At 43.4% G+C, this 18,824-nt stretch carries 15 protein-coding genes; 1 reads left to right on the plus strand and 14 read right to left on the minus strand.

Annotation, left to right across the window (positions count from 1 at the left end):
- Positions 1 to 86: 86 nt before the first annotated feature.
- From ACXAEA_RS21445 to ACXAEA_RS21495, 11 genes are all read right to left on the minus strand, one after another.
- A complete protein-coding gene (locus ACXAEA_RS21445) occupies positions 87 to 521 on the minus strand; it encodes an SRPBCC family protein (protein WP_475097871.1) in 435 nt (144 codons plus the stop codon).
- 97 nt (positions 522 to 618) lie between these two features.
- Positions 619 to 1,968 (minus strand): TrkH family potassium uptake protein, encoded by a 1,350-nt coding sequence (locus ACXAEA_RS21450; RefSeq protein ID WP_475097872.1) that lies wholly within the window; start codon positions 1,966 to 1,968, stop codon positions 619 to 621.
- A gap of 233 nt (positions 1,969 to 2,201) precedes the next feature.
- A complete protein-coding gene (locus ACXAEA_RS21455; RefSeq protein WP_475097873.1) occupies positions 2,202 to 2,336 on the minus strand; it encodes a hypothetical protein in 135 nt (44 codons plus the stop codon).
- A 226-nt stretch (positions 2,337 to 2,562) separates the two neighbouring features.
- Positions 2,563 to 3,381: a cupin domain-containing protein gene (locus tag ACXAEA_RS21460; RefSeq protein ID WP_475097874.1), complete on the minus strand. Its 819-nt coding sequence runs from the start codon at positions 3,379 to 3,381 to the stop codon at positions 2,563 to 2,565.
- A 187-nt stretch (positions 3,382 to 3,568) separates the two neighbouring features.
- Positions 3,569 to 4,642: an ABC transporter substrate-binding protein gene (locus tag ACXAEA_RS21465; protein WP_475097875.1), complete on the minus strand. Its 1,074-nt coding sequence runs from the start codon at positions 4,640 to 4,642 to the stop codon at positions 3,569 to 3,571.
- Positions 4,639 to 5,442, minus strand: coding sequence for an ABC transporter permease (locus tag ACXAEA_RS21470; RefSeq protein ID WP_475097876.1), 804 nt, complete (start codon positions 5,440 to 5,442; stop codon positions 4,639 to 4,641). Before ACXAEA_RS21470 ends, ACXAEA_RS21465 begins: the two co-directional genes overlap by 4 nt.
- 1 nt (position 5,443) lies before the next feature.
- Positions 5,444 to 6,247: an ABC transporter permease gene (locus ACXAEA_RS21475; protein WP_475097877.1), complete on the minus strand. Its 804-nt coding sequence runs from the start codon at positions 6,245 to 6,247 to the stop codon at positions 5,444 to 5,446.
- Positions 6,244 to 7,347: an ABC transporter ATP-binding protein gene (locus tag ACXAEA_RS21480; protein WP_475097878.1), complete on the minus strand. Its 1,104-nt coding sequence runs from the start codon at positions 7,345 to 7,347 to the stop codon at positions 6,244 to 6,246. Before ACXAEA_RS21480 ends, ACXAEA_RS21475 begins: the two co-directional genes overlap by 4 nt.
- A 278-nt stretch (positions 7,348 to 7,625) precedes the next feature.
- Positions 7,626 to 11,144: a S8 family serine peptidase gene (locus ACXAEA_RS21485; protein WP_475098187.1), complete on the minus strand. Its 3,519-nt coding sequence runs from the start codon at positions 11,142 to 11,144 to the stop codon at positions 7,626 to 7,628.
- 366 nt (positions 11,145 to 11,510) lie between these two features.
- A complete protein-coding gene (locus ACXAEA_RS21490; RefSeq protein WP_475097879.1) occupies positions 11,511 to 12,221 on the minus strand; it encodes a polysaccharide deacetylase family protein in 711 nt (236 codons plus the stop codon).
- Between the two features lie 92 nt (positions 12,222 to 12,313).
- Positions 12,314 to 13,288, minus strand: coding sequence for a Rieske 2Fe-2S domain-containing protein (locus tag ACXAEA_RS21495; protein ID WP_475097880.1), 975 nt, complete (start codon positions 13,286 to 13,288; stop codon positions 12,314 to 12,316).
- Between the two features lie 190 nt (positions 13,289 to 13,478).
- On the opposite strand from ACXAEA_RS21495, the gene ACXAEA_RS21500 reads away from it, so the two are divergent.
- On the plus strand, positions 13,479 to 14,837 hold the full coding sequence (locus tag ACXAEA_RS21500; protein WP_475097881.1) for a uracil-xanthine permease family protein: 1,359 nt from the start codon (positions 13,479 to 13,481) through the stop codon (positions 14,835 to 14,837).
- Between the two features lie 154 nt (positions 14,838 to 14,991).
- Here ACXAEA_RS21500 and ACXAEA_RS21505 read toward each other — a convergent pair whose 3' ends face one another.
- The 3 genes from ACXAEA_RS21505 to ACXAEA_RS21515 are packed head-to-tail and all read right to left on the minus strand — an operon-like array spanning position 14,992 to position 18,743.
- A complete protein-coding gene (locus ACXAEA_RS21505; protein WP_475097882.1) occupies positions 14,992 to 16,095 on the minus strand; it encodes a GerAB/ArcD/ProY family transporter in 1,104 nt (367 codons plus the stop codon).
- Positions 16,085 to 17,269: a Ger(x)C family spore germination protein gene (locus tag ACXAEA_RS21510; RefSeq protein ID WP_475097883.1), complete on the minus strand. Its 1,185-nt coding sequence runs from the start codon at positions 17,267 to 17,269 to the stop codon at positions 16,085 to 16,087. The genes ACXAEA_RS21505 and ACXAEA_RS21510 overlap by 11 nt, the downstream gene beginning before the upstream one ends.
- A gap of 10 nt (positions 17,270 to 17,279) precedes the next feature.
- Positions 17,280 to 18,743 (minus strand): spore germination protein, encoded by a 1,464-nt coding sequence (locus tag ACXAEA_RS21515; protein WP_475097884.1) that lies wholly within the window; start codon positions 18,741 to 18,743, stop codon positions 17,280 to 17,282.
- Positions 18,744 to 18,824 lie beyond the last annotated feature (81 nt).

The following is an 18,824-nucleotide window of genomic DNA, read 5'->3' on the forward strand; positions in this document are numbered from 1 at the left end:
GTCCCCGCGTTTTGCTGGCTTTTGCACCATCATTGAAACAGTAGAACCGTCCCCGTGTTTTCCCCGTGTTTTCCCCCTGTTTTTCTTTATCCTTCCAGTATGCTCTTGATCTTCTTCAGATCCTTCATGTTTGCTTTTCTCATCATCGTTGCCATAAACGGAGAGAATACCCTGGAGAATCCTGTTGGGTTGCCTGCGTTTCGTAGGGTCATGCGTGTGAGGTTCTCGCCTAATGATTGAAATGTATAGGTCGTCTCCATTGGAAATGGACCTTGAGCCGTTCTCATAACGAGCTTCTTTCTTGGTTCAAATTCCTTGATTTCATATATATAAGCAAGTTCTCGCCCGAGGAACTTCGCTTTAAAAGCAATTTGTGAACCGATCGTGATTGGTTTGGCCGTCTTCCACTCTGCGGAATGAATATTCACATACCATTCAGGAGCATGATCAGGGTTCATCGCATAATTAGAAACTTCCGCAACCGGCCGCTTTATTTCTATTTCTGTTAAAACATCTACCATTGATGCTTCCTCCTTGAATACACGGGGACGGTTCTGTTATTTTTACAAAAACACGAGAACCGTCCCTCTGTTTCAAACACGAGAACCGTCCCTGCGTTTACCCCACAATCAATCTCTCTTTAGGGTAATGGCATTTCGGCTCTAATTTTCCTCTGTTGAACAAGAAGATAAAGGACAGGATTCCAATCCTTCCTATAAACATCAGTGCAATGATGACATACTTCCCTGCGGTGCTTAGTTCAGGGGTGATTCCCATGGATAAACCCGTCGTCCCGAATGCGGAGCTTACTTCGAATAAGATTTCCATCATCGTGAAGGTTTCTGTTGCATTCATGATCACGACCGCTATAAAACAGAGTATCATCGCTAGAAAGCTAACCACAACGGATTTTCGGACATCTTCCTCATGCAACTCACGTCCGAAAATCTTGATGGCATTATGGCCTTTTGCAAAATTGACGATCAGCAGGATAATCACGGCAAATGTGGTTGTCCTGATTCCGCCGCCCACAGAACTGGGTGAAGCTCCAATAAACATCAAAAAGCAGAGAGCCAACAAGGTTGGGTCAGAAAAATCACTGACATTCATTGTTGCCAGTCCCCCGTTTCTTGTTGAGGAGGATTGAAACAAGGCATAAAAAAAGGATTCATGCCAGCTCAAGCCTTTAAAAAAGTGATTGTATTCAAATAGCAGGATGATGACTGTACCGAATAACATAAGCGAGAAGAAGGTTACGGTAGTCAGCTTTGTATATAATGAAAAATGAGTTCGATTCTTTTTTTTACGATTCAATATGAAATCCTTCGTTTCCACCAACACCGGAAATCCAATCGCTCCTAATGTTAATAAAACGATATTCACGGTTTGAACAAAGTAATCATTCGCAAAAGGAATCATGGAACTTCCTGTGATATCAAACCCTGCATTCGTCGTCGCACTAACAGCAGCAAACATCCCTTGCAAATAGGCTTCCTGCCATGTTGGAAAATAGCCAAGAAAATAAGTACCTAAAATAAGTGCCCCAACTGCCTCGATCAACACAATGATGACCAATATTTGCCTCATAAGTTTGACCAGACCCGACATTTGAGATTGGTTCTGATCGGTCATAATCAACTGTCGGTCTTTGAGTCCAATTCTTCTTCTCAATAACAACCAAAAAAACGTACCAAGCGTCATGATCCCAATGCCGCCAAACTGAAGGATGAACATCAAGATAAAAATGCCCTCCGTACTAAACGTATCCGGCGTCGAAACAACGCCTAGACCTGTTACACTCACTGCGCTCACAGCCGTAAACAAAACATCCACAAACGTCCAGCTCACGCCAGGCTTCAGAGCAATAGGCAGACTAAGGAGACCGGCTGAAATCAATACAGCAACTATATAGAATAAAACCAGAATTTGCGAAGGCTTTAAGCGGTTCCTTTTTAAAATTTTCGCCAAGAAATATCCCTTCTTTACTACTTCGGATTTTTTGAAGATGCCCGATCCTCAAACTGCATACAAAAAGACCATCAATTTATCAATAATGGTTCCAACACTCATATAATTCAGCAAATAAGGCCTAATTATGAATCTAAGTTACCCCTATAATAGTATGATGTCAATTCCATTTACACAAAATGCCACCAGCATAAACTAGGAGCACAGGGATCATACCCGTGCTCCTTTCGTCGTCATTTTAACTTAGCAAGCTTATTGGTGATTTCCGATATTTCCTTCTCGACCTCGTAAAGATTCTTTTGCATCCGTTCCCTGCGAGCCGTCAGTACACTCAGCTGCTGTTTAAGCTCCTCTTTCGTCTCACCCATTACATTAAGCCCCCCGAAACAGAGGGACGGTTCTCCCGTTTCATGAATAGCAATCGGTGAAACACAAGAACCGTCCCCGTGTGTTAAAAAAGACCCCCATTCAGGGAAATCCTTTCTTATTATGTACAGATATTCAGCAGTAATGAAAACTAAGTGTTGCTACTTTTTTCAGCTCAGCTAAAAGAAAAAATGGAAGCATAAGATTCGTTCCCATGCTTCCTGCTACCTACATATTTTTGCTTGCCTGCAGAAGTTTCGATTCTCCTGTTCGCTCCCATTCTTCAACAGTCTCATATGCTTTTTCAGGGGTATAACCTTTGCCTACAAGAACGCCCATTAGTATAAACTCTTGAAGGATGTGTGTAGCGTTTATGCCTCTTTTCACATCCTCCAGTCCTTCCTCCACCAGGAATTCGGTGTATTTTACCCATTCGTCCGGTGTCCTTCCAAAATCAACTGTGCCCTGCTCTCTGCCTTCTTCCGCAGCCTCTGCATCTGCTTTTGTCACATGAACAGTACCAAATGGATGGTTAGGCGGGGCATAGATAGAGTAAAGCTTCAACGGCGTTTGGCCTGTATTGGTAACGTTATGCCATGTCCCTGCAGGAATCATGATGGCAAAATCATCAAAGACACTGCTTTGAAAGGTCAGGTTATCTTGACTCTTGCCCATTTGGACAATTCCCTGGCCTTGTTCAACCCGTAAAAATTGATCAACCTCAGGATGCATTTCTAAGCCGATACTATCGCCAACATCGATACTCATCAACGTTACCTGTAAATGAGTTCCTGTCCATAAAGCAGTGCGGAACGTGTTGTTTTGCTGTGTTGCTTCATTGATATTAACGACATACGGGTTTGGACCATAATCCTTTAAAGCAATAGCCCCATTACTGTTAGGATAGCGGTAAGAATGAAAACCATTCGCTTGCTGCAAGGCATTAGGATAAGTCCACTGAACATACTGTCTTCCATTGTTATAATACATCGGTCCATTGACATAATAAGGGTATGGATTTGAATACCCATACGGTACATAATACATTTTTGCTCAACCCCTTCACAGTTCCTAAAAATATCCTATGCACTTTTTTATGGAATGTACTTAGTAAACAGAGGGACGGTTCTACTGTTTCATAAAATTACAATTTCTAGCAATTCAAAAACACAAGAACCGTCCCCATGTTTCTGTTTGCAAAAAGAAGCCCCAACACAACGTCAGGGCTCCTTCATTACTTCCTATGCATCTTAAACTCCAAAAAGAGTTCATTATAATAAGCCAAATTTGCCTGCCCCAGATTCTCATAAACCTCGAGTTTCTCTGTCAGCTCTGCTGATGGATAGAATCTTTCATCTGTTACCATCTCTTCTGGCATGAATTCCAGAGCTGCTTTGTTTGGCGTGGAGTAGCTGACCCATTCTGTATTGAGTGCGGCCACTTCTGCATCAAGCATGAAGTTGATGAACTGGTGTGCTCCCTCGATATTCTTGGCTGTCTTTGGGATGACCATGTTGTCAAACCAAAGATTCGAGCCTTCTTCCGGGACGACATAGTCAAGGTTTTCGTTCTCTGACATGATGTCAGCAGCATCCCCGGACCAGACAAGCCCGATTGGTGCTTCTTCATTGGCGAGGAGGATTTTGATCTCATCGCCGACGATCGCTTTGATGTTCGGTGTCAGGGTATCGAGCTTCTCCTTTGCCTGGCGCAGGTGAGCTTTGTTTGTATCATTCAGGGAATAGCCGAGGCTGTTCAGGCCCATTCCCATGACTTCACGGGCACCGTCGACTAACAGGATTTCATTTTTCAGCTCAGGATCCCAGAGATCATTCCAGCTGCTGAATTCCTTCCCGTCCAATAATTCAGGGTTATAAACAATCCCAACCGTTCCCCAGAAATAAGGGATCGAATACTTATTTTCCGGATCGAATGGTAAATCCATGAAGCGTTCGTCAATGTTTTTCAAATTCGACAGTTTCGAATGATCAATCGGGATCAGCAGGTCCTCTTCCCTCATTTTTTCAATCATATATTCAGAAGGAACGGCGATATCATACGATGTTCCGCCCTGCTTCACCTTCGTCATCATCGCTTCGTTCGAATCGAATGTTTCGTACACGACGCTGATTCCTGTTTCTTTCTCAAACCGTTTGACGAGATCGGGATCGATGTAATCGCCCCAGTTATAGATCGTCAAAGTATTGTCGCCTGAGTATCCCTGGGTATCATTCAACTTCGAAATCGCCACCAGCAGCATCGCTGAAACAAGGGAAATGACGATGAACACGCGCACTAATTGCTTCATTTCTTCACCCCCACTGCGGTTAGCTTTTGGCGCTGCGTGATGAAGTAGTAGACCACGACAAGGATGATCGTGAATAAGAATAACAATGCCGATAACGCGTTAATATTCAATGAAACGCCACGACGTGCCAGTGAGTAAATCTCGACTGACAGCGTGCTGAATCCATTTCCCGTCACAAAGAATGTCACCGCAAAATCATCCAATGAGTAAGTCAGGGCCATGAAAAAGCCCGCCATGATGCCTGGTGAGATGAACGGCAGGATGACCTTCGTCAATACATCCCAGCTGCTTGCTCCCAGGTCTCTCGCCGCATCGACTAGCGATGAGCTCATTTCCGACAGCTTCGGCAGCACCATCAGGACGACGATCGGTACGCTAAAAGCAATATGAGAGAGCAAAACGGAATAGAATCCGAGCTTGTAGCCGGAAATCGTGAACAGAATCAGGAACGATGCCCCGATAATGACGTCTGGACTGACAATCAGCACATTGTTCAAAGACAACAGCGAATTCCGTACTGACCGTTTTTTTACCGCATGGATTGCCAGCGCCCCCATCACTCCGATCATAGTTGCAATCAGCGCGGACAACAACGCGACAACCAGCGTATTCAGCACGATGATCAGCAGGCGCACATCTGAAAATAACTCCTTATACCAATCAAGCGTGAAGCTCTCGAAATTGTACATCGTTCCACCGCTATTGAACGAATAAAAAATCAGGAAAAAGATCGGCGCATATAAAATGAAGAAAACAATCATTAAGAATACATTCGCTAGCTTAGACGTTTTTCTCTCCATCCTACACACCTCTCTTTCTAGTACCTGTGATTGCCATGATGGCAAACATGATGATGATCAAGAAAACCGCGATGGTCGAACCCATTCCCCAGTCCTGCGTCACGAGGAAATGCTGCTCGATTGCCGTGCCGAGCGTGATGACCCGGTTTCCTGCAATCAGCCGCGTCAGCATGAACAGAGACAATGCCGGAATGAACGTGACCTGAATCCCTGACTTCACCCCTTCAATCGTCAGCGGAAAAATAACCCTTGTGAAGGTGGTCCACTTTGATGCACCCAAATCATTTGCCGCATCAATCAAGGTCGGGTTCAATTCATTCAGCGAATTGAAAATCGGCAAAATCATGAATGGGATAAAAATATAGACCGATACGAAAATAAAGCTGAAATCGGTGAACAGGATTTGCTGTGTGCCAATCCCGATTGCTTCCAATAATTGATTGCTGACGCCATATGTCCCAAAAATTCCAAGGAAGGCGTATGCTTTTAACAAAAGATTGATCCACGAAGGGACGATGATCAAGAGCAGCCAGAGCTGTTTATGTCTCGTCTTCGTTAAAAGATAGGCGGTTGGGTAAGCAACCAGGAATGAAAAAAAGGTAATCAAAAATGCATACCAGAACGAGCTTAAGGTCATCGTCAAATAGACCGGAGTGAAGAACTTCTGGTAGTTTGCCAGCGAAAATTGGCCGTTGATGTCCAGGAATGAATAGTAGACAACGAGCACAATCGGCGCGATGACGAAGAAAACCATCCAGAGCGTATAAGGCAGTGTGTACCATGAACGTGTCAGTCTCGTGTTCATTTCACTTCTCCATCCTCATATGCTTCCAGGCGCGCATCGAACTCCTCTTCCGTTTCACCAAGACGCATGACGTGGATCGCCTCCGGATCAAAATAAAGCCCGATCTGGTCGCCAACTGCCGCCTTTTTCGTGGAATGGACTAGCCATTCATTGCCTTCAGTGTCATAGCAGCTCAGCTCATAATGCACGCCGCGGAACAGCTGGGAATCCACTTTTACCTGAAGCTTGCCGTTCTGGGTCGTCGTGATTTCAAGGTCCTCAGGACGGATGACGATTTCAACCGGCTCATTCGGATTGAAGCCCCTGTCGACACACTCAAAGCGCTTGCCAGTGAACTCAACAAGATTGTCTTCAATCATCGTGCCTTTGACGATGTTTGATTCGCCGATGAAATCAGCGACAAATCGGTTGATCGGCTCATCGTAAATATCCGTCGGACTGCCGCTCTGCATGATTTTCCCCTGGTTGATGACGAAAATCTCATCCGACATCGCGAGGGCTTCCTCCTGGTCATGCGTGACAAAAATGAACGTGATGCCAAGACGCTGCTGCAGCTCGCGAAGCTCATACTGCATCTCCGTACGCAGCTTCAGGTCAAGCGCCGACAAAGGCTCATCCAGTAAGATGACCTCCGGCTCGTTGACAATCGCCCGTGCAATCGCGACACGTTGGCGCTGGCCGCCTGACATCTCACGGATTTCACGAGTTTCATAGCCTGAAAGATTCACAAACTGCAAAGCCTCTTTAACCTTCGCCTCAATGTCAGCATTCTTCATCTTCTTGATGCGCAGGCCGAACGCCACATTCTCGAACACATTTAAATGAGGAAACAGTGCGTAATCCTGGAAAACCGTATTAACCTGGCGTTTGTTCGCAGGCAGGTCATTGATTCTTTTTCCATTGAAAAAAATATCCCCAGACGTCGCCTCCGTAAAACCGGCAATCAAACGAAGAATCGTCGTCTTCCCACAACCAGAAGGGCCCAAGAGTGTATAGAACTTCCCGCGCTCAATCTCAAAACTCACATTGTCCAAAACAGGCGGGTCATTGTCATATTGCTTCGTTACATTATTGAATTGAATAATCGTAGAGTTATTCATTTCGAACCTCCTTTATATCCAGTCTTTATCCTGATAAATAGGTAAATAAATACAATGTCATACGGAATTCATTATACAGTAGGGGGCAAAAAATACAATGTTCACAGACTAGAAAAAGAGGGCTCTACGTACGACCGAAAAGAAAAAAGAGCTGCAATAAACAGCTCTTTTGTCAGGTTCGTTTTTTACATTCCCATTTCTTATTTTCTTCGTTACCAAACTATGCTTCAACAAACAAAGGTCCTCGATAGAGGACCTTTGTTTGAATCCAATAAATATCAATTGTTATCATGCAAAACTGTTACTGTTTTCGCACTTGTTGTGACTCTGAATCCTTGCTTGTTTACAACATCGGCATGGATTGTGTAAGTGCCGTTTGGATGATGATCCTCTGGTGTCCACTTTAGGTGGATTTCATACTCGTTTTCTACATCAAACGTGTCAACTATCTTACCAGCTTCATCTTTCACGTAGATTTTCCAGTCCACGCGGTTGTTGGCAAATGCATTAATTCCGGCAGGGGTGTTTGCATTCACATTTTTATTTGGGTATACGCTAAAATAGCTGACAAGCATTCCTTCTTTAATATAGGAACGGTCTCCCCAAACTGTATAGCCTTGATTAAATGCATAGTCAACACCGAGCACGACCACGCTCTTTGGTTCTTCTTTTACCAATGTTGTTGTTTCACCTGGCTTTAAAGACTTGTATGTTCCGTTATACCAGATGATCGCACCATTATAGCCGCTGCCTCCTTCGTTATCTTCAGCTTTGAAGGAGATTTCATATTGGCCATCCTTTGGCTGCACCTGGATGTCGGTGACGACCGGGGCAACCGAATCGACGTGAACCGGCAGTGTAACTTCCTGCGGCTCGGCATTTTCGTAATCCATTGTTGTCTTGATGACATAATTATAGGTGCCATCCTCAACAAATTGTCCGTTTTGATCCTTAACATCCCATAAATATCCGCCATTCATATAGTCACGGAATGCCATCACATTTTTGCGAAATTTCCACGGCTTTCCTGTGTATTCACTGAAGTCTCCCAAATACTGAATCATGTCTCCTTGCTGATTCTCCACGAACATTTCTGTTTTCTTCAAGTTGCGGAGTGCCGTAAAGGTAGGATACACGCCAGGCAAAATCGCATTTGGCGAAATGACAATGCGGTCCATATTGAACGTACCTGTGTACGGATCATATCCCATCGGGAATCGTGCTCCTTCATCATTCCAAAGCACCGTATACCCTAAGAACGCATCCTTTTCCCATGCAGCTGGGTCAAGGTTTTGCGGCTTATCCCATTCTCCATGATAGCCCATGTAAGGGACAGTCAATGGAACGGCAGATTCACTGTTTTGACCCACTGGCTCAAGACGGACATACCCCTCGACAAATGTTCCTTCCTTGAAGCTGTCCGGCAATGAAATCTCGACGTCCAGACTCTTATTTTGACCTGGCTTAATTTTGAGTGTCTTTCCTTTTGCATGAGTTACGTTATCACCGTTCACCGATGCAACAGCACCATCAATACGTGTACTTGTCAGGGTTAAATATTCTTTCGTATCAACTGTGCCATCGTTGTCGAGGTCAAATTCCTTTTTCTCTGTAGCATCCGTTAAAACATCGACGTAAACTTTATATTCCAAATCTTTTACATCGAGGTTTTGTAATGCTTCGACATTCAGCTTGAAGTGCGCTTTATGATGATTGATCTCTTTTAGCGCAACAGCACCTGCCTGCTCTAGTGGAGCGTTCTTGTTCGTCACAATCACTGGTGTTTTAACGGCATGATTGATTTGCATCAAACCGGATCCCTGAACACGAGGTGAGTACGGTACTTCATCGTTGGTACGTGGATCCCGTATGATCTTTGAGGTATTCATCAAGGCAAGCTTAGCTTTTAAGGCGGTCTCCTTTGACTGAGATAATCCTTTTTCATATAAAGCTTGCATCAGCAGAGCTGAACCGCCCGCAACATGCGGTGTCGCCATCGATGTACCACTCATGACTTCGTAATCATTACCGGGAACAGTTGAGTAAATGTTGCCGCCAGGCGCAGACAGCTCCGGTTTAAAGTCTAATGTATGAGGCGTTCCATAGGAAGAAAAATCCGATATCGTTTGCTTGTCCGGGTTCTCAACCCAAGTTCCTTTTGACATGGACATTTTCACAGTCTGCCCGCTTGTTAGCTTTTCGATTAATGCATCACCTGCTGCTTTGCTTGTTGTTGCCGCTGGAGTCAGCAAGTAACTGAATAACAGGTACGGGAAATCCCCCATCGTGGCAGGTGGTACCAAAATGACAGCTTTAGCACCATTCCTTTTTGCTTCACTTTGAATATAGGAGTATGTTGCATAGGGCTGATGCGGCTTTGCAACCACAATTTTCCCCGCCACATCTTTCCCTTTAAAATCAGCTGTTCTTCCCTCTCCCACAAAGACCATTTCATAGCTTTCTTCCTTTGATAATACGCTTGAAAGCTTTAGATTCACTTGTACTTGATCCTGGTATGGGAGCTCTAAACCATCCTCAGAAGCCAGCCTGTTCATATGGATATTCGTATTTTCATAGGATGCGACAGATAGGGCAAATGGACTTACCGACGGTTCGCCGACAGTGCCGATATCCGGATTCTCCGCATACGGCTGGGCTGATGCTTCTAAAATGTTATTCTTTGTGCTGTATGCTGAGTTTCCTCCCGCTACAACCACAAGTGTCCCTTGCTCTGTTGCCTCGCGGATCGATTTTTGAATCGGGTCATTTTCTTCCCCAACAAAACCTGCATCCGATCCAAGGCTCATGTTGATGACGTCAGCCCCCATTGTGACTGCGTGCTCAATTCCGGCAATAATGTCATCTTCGTAAGCGCCCCCTCCATTATCAGAGAAGACTTTTTCCGCTAAAAGCTGGACACCTGGTGCCACACCTTTTACTCCGTCGTTTTCCTCATCACCGTTGGCACCGACAGTTCCCGCTACGTGCATGCCGTGCGGACTTCCATATTTACCGCGGGGAATGACATCACTATCTTCATCGGCCCAGTCATAGCCAGTCGGTACCTTGTCGCTGTACCACCCTTCATTAACAGCCGTTTCAGCGAGCTTCCCTTGAATCCCGGGTTCCGTCCACTTCTGCTTTTCTTTTCCTTTTTCAGTCAAAGTCATATCCTGATGTGTATAGTCCAATCCAGAGTCAACAATGGCGACAAGCAGCCCTTCTCCTTCATAACCATGCTGCTCCCAGACCTTTTGCGCCTGGACTAATTCCTTGCTCGTTCCCATGGACGGCTGGAACGTTCTGGCTATATGTACGTTTGTAACGCCAGGAGTTTCCTGTATTTCTTTCACATTCTTAAACTCTGTTTCCATACTGAAGCCGTTAAAACTTTCATAGAAACGGTGCTTGACCTTTTTAACAGATTTCTTCTTTGAAAGCTGTGAAATCACTTCGTCCTGCTTTTGTTTCATTTTGGCTTTTTTAGTCTTCATCGATTTTTCGATTGTTTCCGGCTCTTCCACCTCAACGATGAGGCGCACCTTTTCATTTGGCTCATAAGGTTTTGCCAAGCCATTTTCTTTCATATTTTTATAGCCAAACTTGTCCACGGCTCCATCAGCCATCTGGTTTTGCATGTCCATAAAAATTTTCTGTCCCTGGTTTACAATGTCCTCAACACTTGGAGCCGGAATCGAATTCTCCTCTAATCCTTCTGCCGATCCAGTTGAGCCGAACAACATAGCAGCCGCCAAGGCAGTCGTTAATACCTTATAAGGCACTCCCTTTCTATGCATCACCTTTACTCCCCTTCTATGTTTTAGTGTAATATTCAAACTATTCATAAAAATAGTAAGGGAAATATTCTTCGAAGTAAATTGGGGTTATTCGCAAGTTTTTTGGTGGTTTTTTAGTGGTTTTTCAGGGGTTTTTTGTTCGTCTTTTTGTCGAGATTTGTTTTTCATTTATTTTTTATAGTTTTAAAGTCATGAATCTAGTGTCTAATAACCTATTTTTCTCATACTTTTATTTCCCCAACTCCGTTTTTTTCTTAGTCTCGTTTTCTGTTTGTTTTTTCTAAGTCTTTCTATCCCATTAGAGAAAAAAGGCGATCCTTCATAACAGAAGAATCGCCAAAGCTGAATCCTATCAGCCTAAAATTTTCATTTACTTTCATCATATTCCTGAAGTTCATCCACAGTCACAAATTGATATCCTTTGTTCGTAAGCTCTCGTAAAATATCTTCGATCACCTGGAATGTCTCGCTTGTCTGATCGTACATTGGATGCAGCAAGATAATCGATCCTGGTTGAATGTTTTCCACCACATCATTCACTTTGTCTTCAGCACTTGTATAATACGTTTCCGGTTCCAAATTCCACATTATAGTTTCTCTGTCGTGCTTATCTAAATAATAAGGCAAGCCCACAAGTTTTTTTCCATAAGGAGGCCGAAAGTCGATTTCGCCCTTATATCCAGATTTGCGGATCAACTCATCCGTTTTTTCTATTTCCTCTTTAATAAAAGAAGGAGATTTCAAGACCATTCTTTTGTGTGAAAAGGTATGATTGCCAATTTGGTGGCCTGCTTTCACTAATTTTTCAGCTTCTTCAGGGTGTTTTTCAATATCATTCCCGATGAGGAAAAAAGTTGCTTTTGCCTTGTATTGATCCAATAAAGGCAGAATCTGATCCACGTTCTTCGTTGGACCGTCATCAAATGTTAAAGCAATGACCTTTTTTTCCGTTTCAACCTGGTATGTTAAGCCTCCGAAAAATTGAAAGCTTCTTAGTTTCGTAACTTTAAACATCCCTGCGGATAAAAGAGCTATTACAACAACAACCATGCCAATAAGGATTAATTTCTTCTTCATACATGTTACCTATCTTTCTGAAGGATGTTTTATACCAGTTGTATTATAGCATGATGCAATTACTTTAGAAGAAGCTATTCTATGGTCTACGTTTAAGCTGTACCCAGAACAACTCCAAGCTCTTTCAAATACTGCCTGTATGCAATACTCATCCGGTCACAGACAAGCGAAAGCTCGACTTGCAGATCGAGAGGCAGCTCTTCTGGCTTTTGGTTTTCCACCACTGGTTTGTCCTGTGCAAAAATCTCATTTTGGAATTCGATGATTTCGTCATCGGAAAGACCCGTTTCATAGTTAAAAGAAAGAATTCCATAGGCTACGGATGTGCTTTCATTTTCAGGACGGACTGTTAAAAGGATGGTCATTTCCGTGTTGTTTTCACGATCCCTTTTTGTGAACTTAACCGTCAAAGGACGAACAATTTCATAGGTGTAATATACATATTTCGGTTTTCCTGACCCATCAGGATCTGGCTGATAAATGGGTATTTCGTCTGAAAAAATTCGGTTATCGGTACGATTGACTGCATAGTCTTCTATGATTCGGTGACTATCGGTTCCTAAAAAGCCCTCATGGACGACCGCCAGATGACCAACATCCAGGAAGTTTTCAATGATTCGCGGCGGCTTTGCCTGCACGGCCTGCGGACCCCAGATGACATTATGCCAGCTTTCCCCCTCCATTTCATCATATAAGAAAAACTCTGGCTGATTATTGGCTAGATTCACCCAAATGAATCCGTACTTTTCAATGCATGAGTAAGAAATGGCTTTCGCTTTCTTGGGGATCGCACGTCCCTCAGGAAGCTGCGGAATGTTTACACATTCTCCTTCCTGATTATATTCCCAGGCATGATAAGGGCACACAAGGCAGTCATTTTTCACTTCACCCAATGACAGGGCTGCACCTCTGTGAATACATAAATCCTTGAATGCATGTACACCTTCACTATTTCTGAAAATCGCTAAACGTTCTCCCATAATGATGACCTGAACAGGTTTTTCCTTAAGGTCTTCAGCTTTGCATGCCACAATCCAGTCTTGCTGCAATACATAGTCTTGCTGCATTTCCTTCTCCCCCACATCCATTTTTATGACTTAATTGTAAATGCACTCATATAATCGGTCAACAAAAATACGAACATTAAAATATATTTATATAAAATTATTCGTTTTTTATGTACATCAAATATTTATTTTTGTATAATCCAGTTGAAAAGGACGCAAAACACGAATTCATCAAGGGAGGAAGACTGGATTGGATAGGAAAAAGGAGAATAACATCATCATCGGAGTCGATGATAAAATCAGCTATGGTAAAGCGTTTGTATTAGGCTTACAGCATGTGTTGGCAATGGATTTATACATAGCGCCGATTATTATTGCCGGGCTTTTAGCATTGAGCACCGAAAACACCTCATTTTTCATTCAGATGTGCTTTTTAGCCACTGGGATTGCAACACTGATTCAAACAGGCGCCGGGATTAAATTGCCTGTCGTACAAGGGCCTTCTTATGTACCGATCGGGGCCATCGCGGCTATTGGTGGAAAGCTGGGGCTAGGCGCTATTGCCGGGAGTCTAATACCGGGTGCCATTATCATTGCCCTTCTCGGTTACCCATTGAAGTGGTTCGCAAAAGCAGTCCGCAAGATCATTCCTCCGCTTGTAGGCGGAACAGTGATCATCATTGTCGGGATCGCATTGATGCCAATCGGTCTAAATAACATATACCACTCTCCAGGCAATATTGGGGAAAACATTCTTGTTGCTTCTGTCTCTGCAGGAGTCCTGGTCATTTGCATGCTGCTGGGACGCAAAAGACATGGGCTCAGTACATTTTTCCGACTCGTTTCAGTCATTATTGCAATCATTGCCGGAACAGTTACCGCAAGCTTCTTTGGAGGCGTCGACTTTTCACCGGTTAAAAGTGCAAGCTGGTTCTCCTTGCCAACATTATTTCCTTTTGGAAAACCCGTTTTTGATGTAAATGCCATTATCACAATTGTGTTCGTATACTTAATTATCTTGATTGAAACAACAGGAACATGGTTCGTCGTTTCCACGGTTACAGGAAAAGAGCTTGATGAAAAACGTCTAAACCGCGCTTCTGTCGGTGAAGGACTTGGATGCTTTGTGGGTGCACTGTTCGGAAGCACGCCTATGACAGGATACTCTTCCAACGCAGGATTGCTTGCGATCACTGGCGTAGCAAGCAGACTGGCGATCATGGCGAGCGGCTTAATCCTTGTATGTTTAGGGCTTATCCCTAAGCTTTCCACTGCGATTACTTGCATACCAGAGCCTGTTATCAATGGAATTTTTGGCATTGTCTGTGTGGCGATCGTGACAAACGGCATGAAAGTAATCCAGCCGCTCCACATCGACGACAGAAACATGATGGTCATCGGCCTTCCAATTCTCTTGACCATTGCAGCAACCCTTTTACCAAAAGAAGTGTTGTACAGCATGCCAGACTGGGCGAACTATATCCTTTCCTCCGGCATTACCGTCGGTGCACTGGCAGCCGTGCTGTTAAATTTGGTTATACCAGCAGAAAAAACAACCAAACAAACCTCGGACGCGAGCAGAGGGAAGAATACAGCTTACCAAGCCTAGATGCATAGGAGTGGTTCTGGACTTTTAAATATTGAAACCTGAACACCATTCCCTATTGAAAGAAGAGCTGCTTTTGGCAGCTCTTCTTTCTTGTTATTAATAACGGCTAATCCCAGCCTGAAGAAATGAGATTGGCCTTATTCATTCTTTCTCTTCACTTCATCGCCCTTTTCTTCCTAATGACCGTGATGAAAAGAAGCAAAATCGGCACCAGGATGGCTAACGGCAAATGGATAAAAACCGGTACGTATTTCAGTCCGACCTCCAGGTGCTGTGAAATATTTTCCGCATAGGTGTAGGACAGCAGAAAGATGACTACCAGAATAGAAAAGGTCAGCACTTTTGGTTTAACCTTTGTCATGGTGGATTTAGCAAGATTTACGCTTGCGAAGGTGAAGATGGCAATTTTAAAGTATCCACCAAAGATGATGACAATCACCGCAAAGACATCCAGGCGTTCAATGAAATTGAAAAGTGTGACCCTTTCAATCGCGCTGATGATTGGAAACGTGTAGTTGGCAGCCAATTCCGGATGTAACACGCCAATGGCTAAAAATGAAAACAGGGATAGCAATATCGTAAAGAAGATAATAATGTAGCTTCCTTTTTTGGATAGAAGTGTTCTGTGTTCATGATTTAAGTGAGGAAAAATCATTAAAAAAGCAATCAGCTCACCAAAAGGAAACGCAATCATCGTGGGCAGGATTTTGATGATTTTTTTCACATCCATAGCAAAGATGGGATCGATGTATTCCCAATGAAACGTCCCGCTAACGACAATCCAGAATGGAATCAATAAAAGAAACAGAACAGTTATGCTGCCGATAATGACGGCTGAGCGAATAAAGGCTTCCAGCCCTTTGACATAGGTATAGACAACCACAAGAAAGATGGAGAATTTTATTAAGAATGGGTTCATGGAATAGAGCAAAGTACTGGTGATGAACATGCTAAAGTCCGTTAATACGCGGGAGGCCAGATAAGTAAAGTACAGCACATAGACAAGAGATGCAATCCATCCAAGGAACCTTCCCAGATTCTTTTTCAAAATCTGATGAAGGTTCCCGAAATCATTGTTTCTCCAGGTATAGACATACATATAGAATAAAACCAGCCCTAAGCACCCTGCTGCGAGACTGACGACCCAGGAAGCTTTTTCTGCTGATAAATTCAGCCCAAAAATAACGGAGCTTCCAATTAGGAAAAGCAGCATCGTAAACAGCGTCTCGATTATCCCTATAGTTGGTTTATTCTCCACCTGATCCATCTCCCGCTTTGTAATTACCAATATTTTGCACAGAAATTTTCGTAGAAAGTTGGATTTCAGCATTTTTCATTCGTGATGGCCACTCCGATTTTACCTTCTTCCAGTTTTCCGGACTTTCTTCTCGCATGATGAGTCCTAGCCCCAAAGGGTCTATCTCCTGTTCCTGTGCAACAGTAAGTAGGTGATCTACATTCTTCTGAATCACTTTTTCCAGTTGTTTTTCTATTAGCTCGATTTCTTTCGGGTTATCAAGATTTACATCACATTCGAACTGGCTGATATCACCCTTAAGCTTCAAGTCAAAATGGTAGATATACTTGTCTTCACGGGTTTCAACTTTCCCCTCCCTGGCCCGATTCCCAAGGACACGAAAGGTAAAAACGTCATTCTCTTCTTTAGGGCAGCTGGCTTCGATTGAATAACCAGATTCAACTCCCTGCAACATTGAAACGTAGGCAGCATCCCGGTAATCGAGAAAGGTGACTAGCTGATCTTCCTTGAAGAGAGCCAACCCTCCATAGGCGATATGCGCAGGACTCGTTGTTTCTAAGTTCCCTTTCGATTGCCCGCTTTTAAGGTCTCCTGCCAATCTTATGTAAGGCAAGGTTATGTCTTTTCCTTCCTTGATCTCGTCCACCTTGATTTCAGAAGAAGTCTTGGGAATATCTCTTCCCAATTTTTTCAGGATGTTGGCAATTTCAAATGCGGAAAAGCCTTCAATCGGTGAATAGACCTTTAACAACTCACTCGCGTCCACATCCTTAATGATCACCATGTTGGCATCGGTCGGGATCTGCGCAGAATGCATGACATATTCCGCAATGTCTTTGATTTTTCCCTCACGAGCTAATTTTTCACTTAAAATGATCACTTCCACCTGCTTTAAATGCACAAAGCGGGACAAGTTGACGGAAATTCTCTCCAATGCCGTATCGATGGTTTTTCCCGTGGCTTTGTACACAACATAGGGTGAATTGGGAACCGGTGTCTTTCCGGCAATGGCCGCTGGATTAATCAATTGCAGGGATAGCTCATACCCGTCCTCTGCATAATCGACACCCATTGCAAAGGTAAAAGAAAGTTCATTTAACTCATGTTTATCCATTGGAGCGAGAAAAACCGCCGCCACCGATAAAAGTATAAATAGAGCATAAAGATATTTCATGGGCAATCACTCATTTACGGCTATTTTTAAGGAGATCGTCCTTATCATACTTTTTGGGTGAATTGATTATCTTCTTTAACGAGAACCGAATAAAGGTGTCTTTTAAGTCAGCAGTTTTTACAGGTGTGATTGGTGATAAATATGGAACGCCAAAGCTGTTTAATGAAGAAAGGTGGTTAGTTAAGACAATCGTTCCCAGGATGACTCCATATAAACCAAATGAACTGGACAAAAATACCATGATATAGCGGATCGCTTTGATCGCGTTACCGAAGGGTTGCACGGGAATCGCGAAATTCAGTACATATGTAGCTGAAATGATCACCAGTGTTGAAAGCTGGACGATTCCAGCCTCGGCAGCAGATTGCCCTAAAATGATGGTTCCGATGATGGAAAATGCCAGCATGATGCCTGTCGGTAATCGAATGGAACTTTCCAATAATACTTCGAAAATCACCATCAAGAGGAGGACTTCAATGACTAAAGGCAGCGGAACAATTTGCCTCTGTGCGGCCAGGCTGACAAGCAGTTCACTCGGAATAAGCTCCTGATGGAATAAAACAAATGCGATATAAAAAGGAATCAGAAAGATTGAAGCAACAAAAGAGAAGATTCGAATCAATCTCGTAAAATTGAACATCGAGCTTTCATAATAGTCTTCAGGTGAATGGAAAAACTGGATGAACAATGAAGGCACAATCAAAGCATCTGGGGATCCATCACAAATAATCGCTATTTTCCCCTCCAATAAATGGCCTGCCACAACATCCGGACGTTCCGTTGCCAGCACCAACGGGAAAGGAGTAATCTGGTCCCTTGAGATGCTTTCCTGGATATAGGATGAATCCAGGATGGACTTCAGGTTAATGGATTTCACCTTGCTTCTAACATGATTCACTATGTCACGATCCGCTTTGTCAGCTAAATATAAAAGATAGACCCCTGTGCTGGTTTCCTCCCCGATGGTCTGGTCCTCAATCGTCAATTGATCATTTTTAATGATTCGTTTTATGAGTGAGATATTATTATTGGCCAGCTCTGTAAAACCAATCTGCGGCCCCTTTAATACTCGCTGGATCTGCGGAGGTGAAAGCGAGCGGTCCTTCCAATCGGCCGTATCAGCTGAAATACCTGAATCAGCGCCATCGATAAAAATAAGTGTATTTCCATTAGACAGCTCGTTTACTGCTTCACCCAATTCGGAAACGAGCTTGATTTTGGAAATCTCGATTGTGTTTTCAATTAGTTGAATGGGCTTACCTGACAATTTTTCAAGCTTTAATATCGGTCCCAGTATATGCTCTTGGATCACCTTTTTATCCGCGATCGTATCCAAATACACCAGGCAGCCAGATGAATCCGACGAGAAAAAAAACGAACGAATAATTAGCTCTTTATTATGATGAAATGTACTTTGTATGTAAGATAAGTTCTCTTTTAAAACCTTCGAGATTCTCGCTGTATCCTCACTCATATAAACACCCAAATTACTTTTTGCCTTAATATTCCCAGAGGAGGGATTACTATACTGTGAGTCATGAGCTAAAAAGAAAAG

It is taken from the genome of Mesobacillus sp. ABV4_180 (assembly GCF_056158485.1).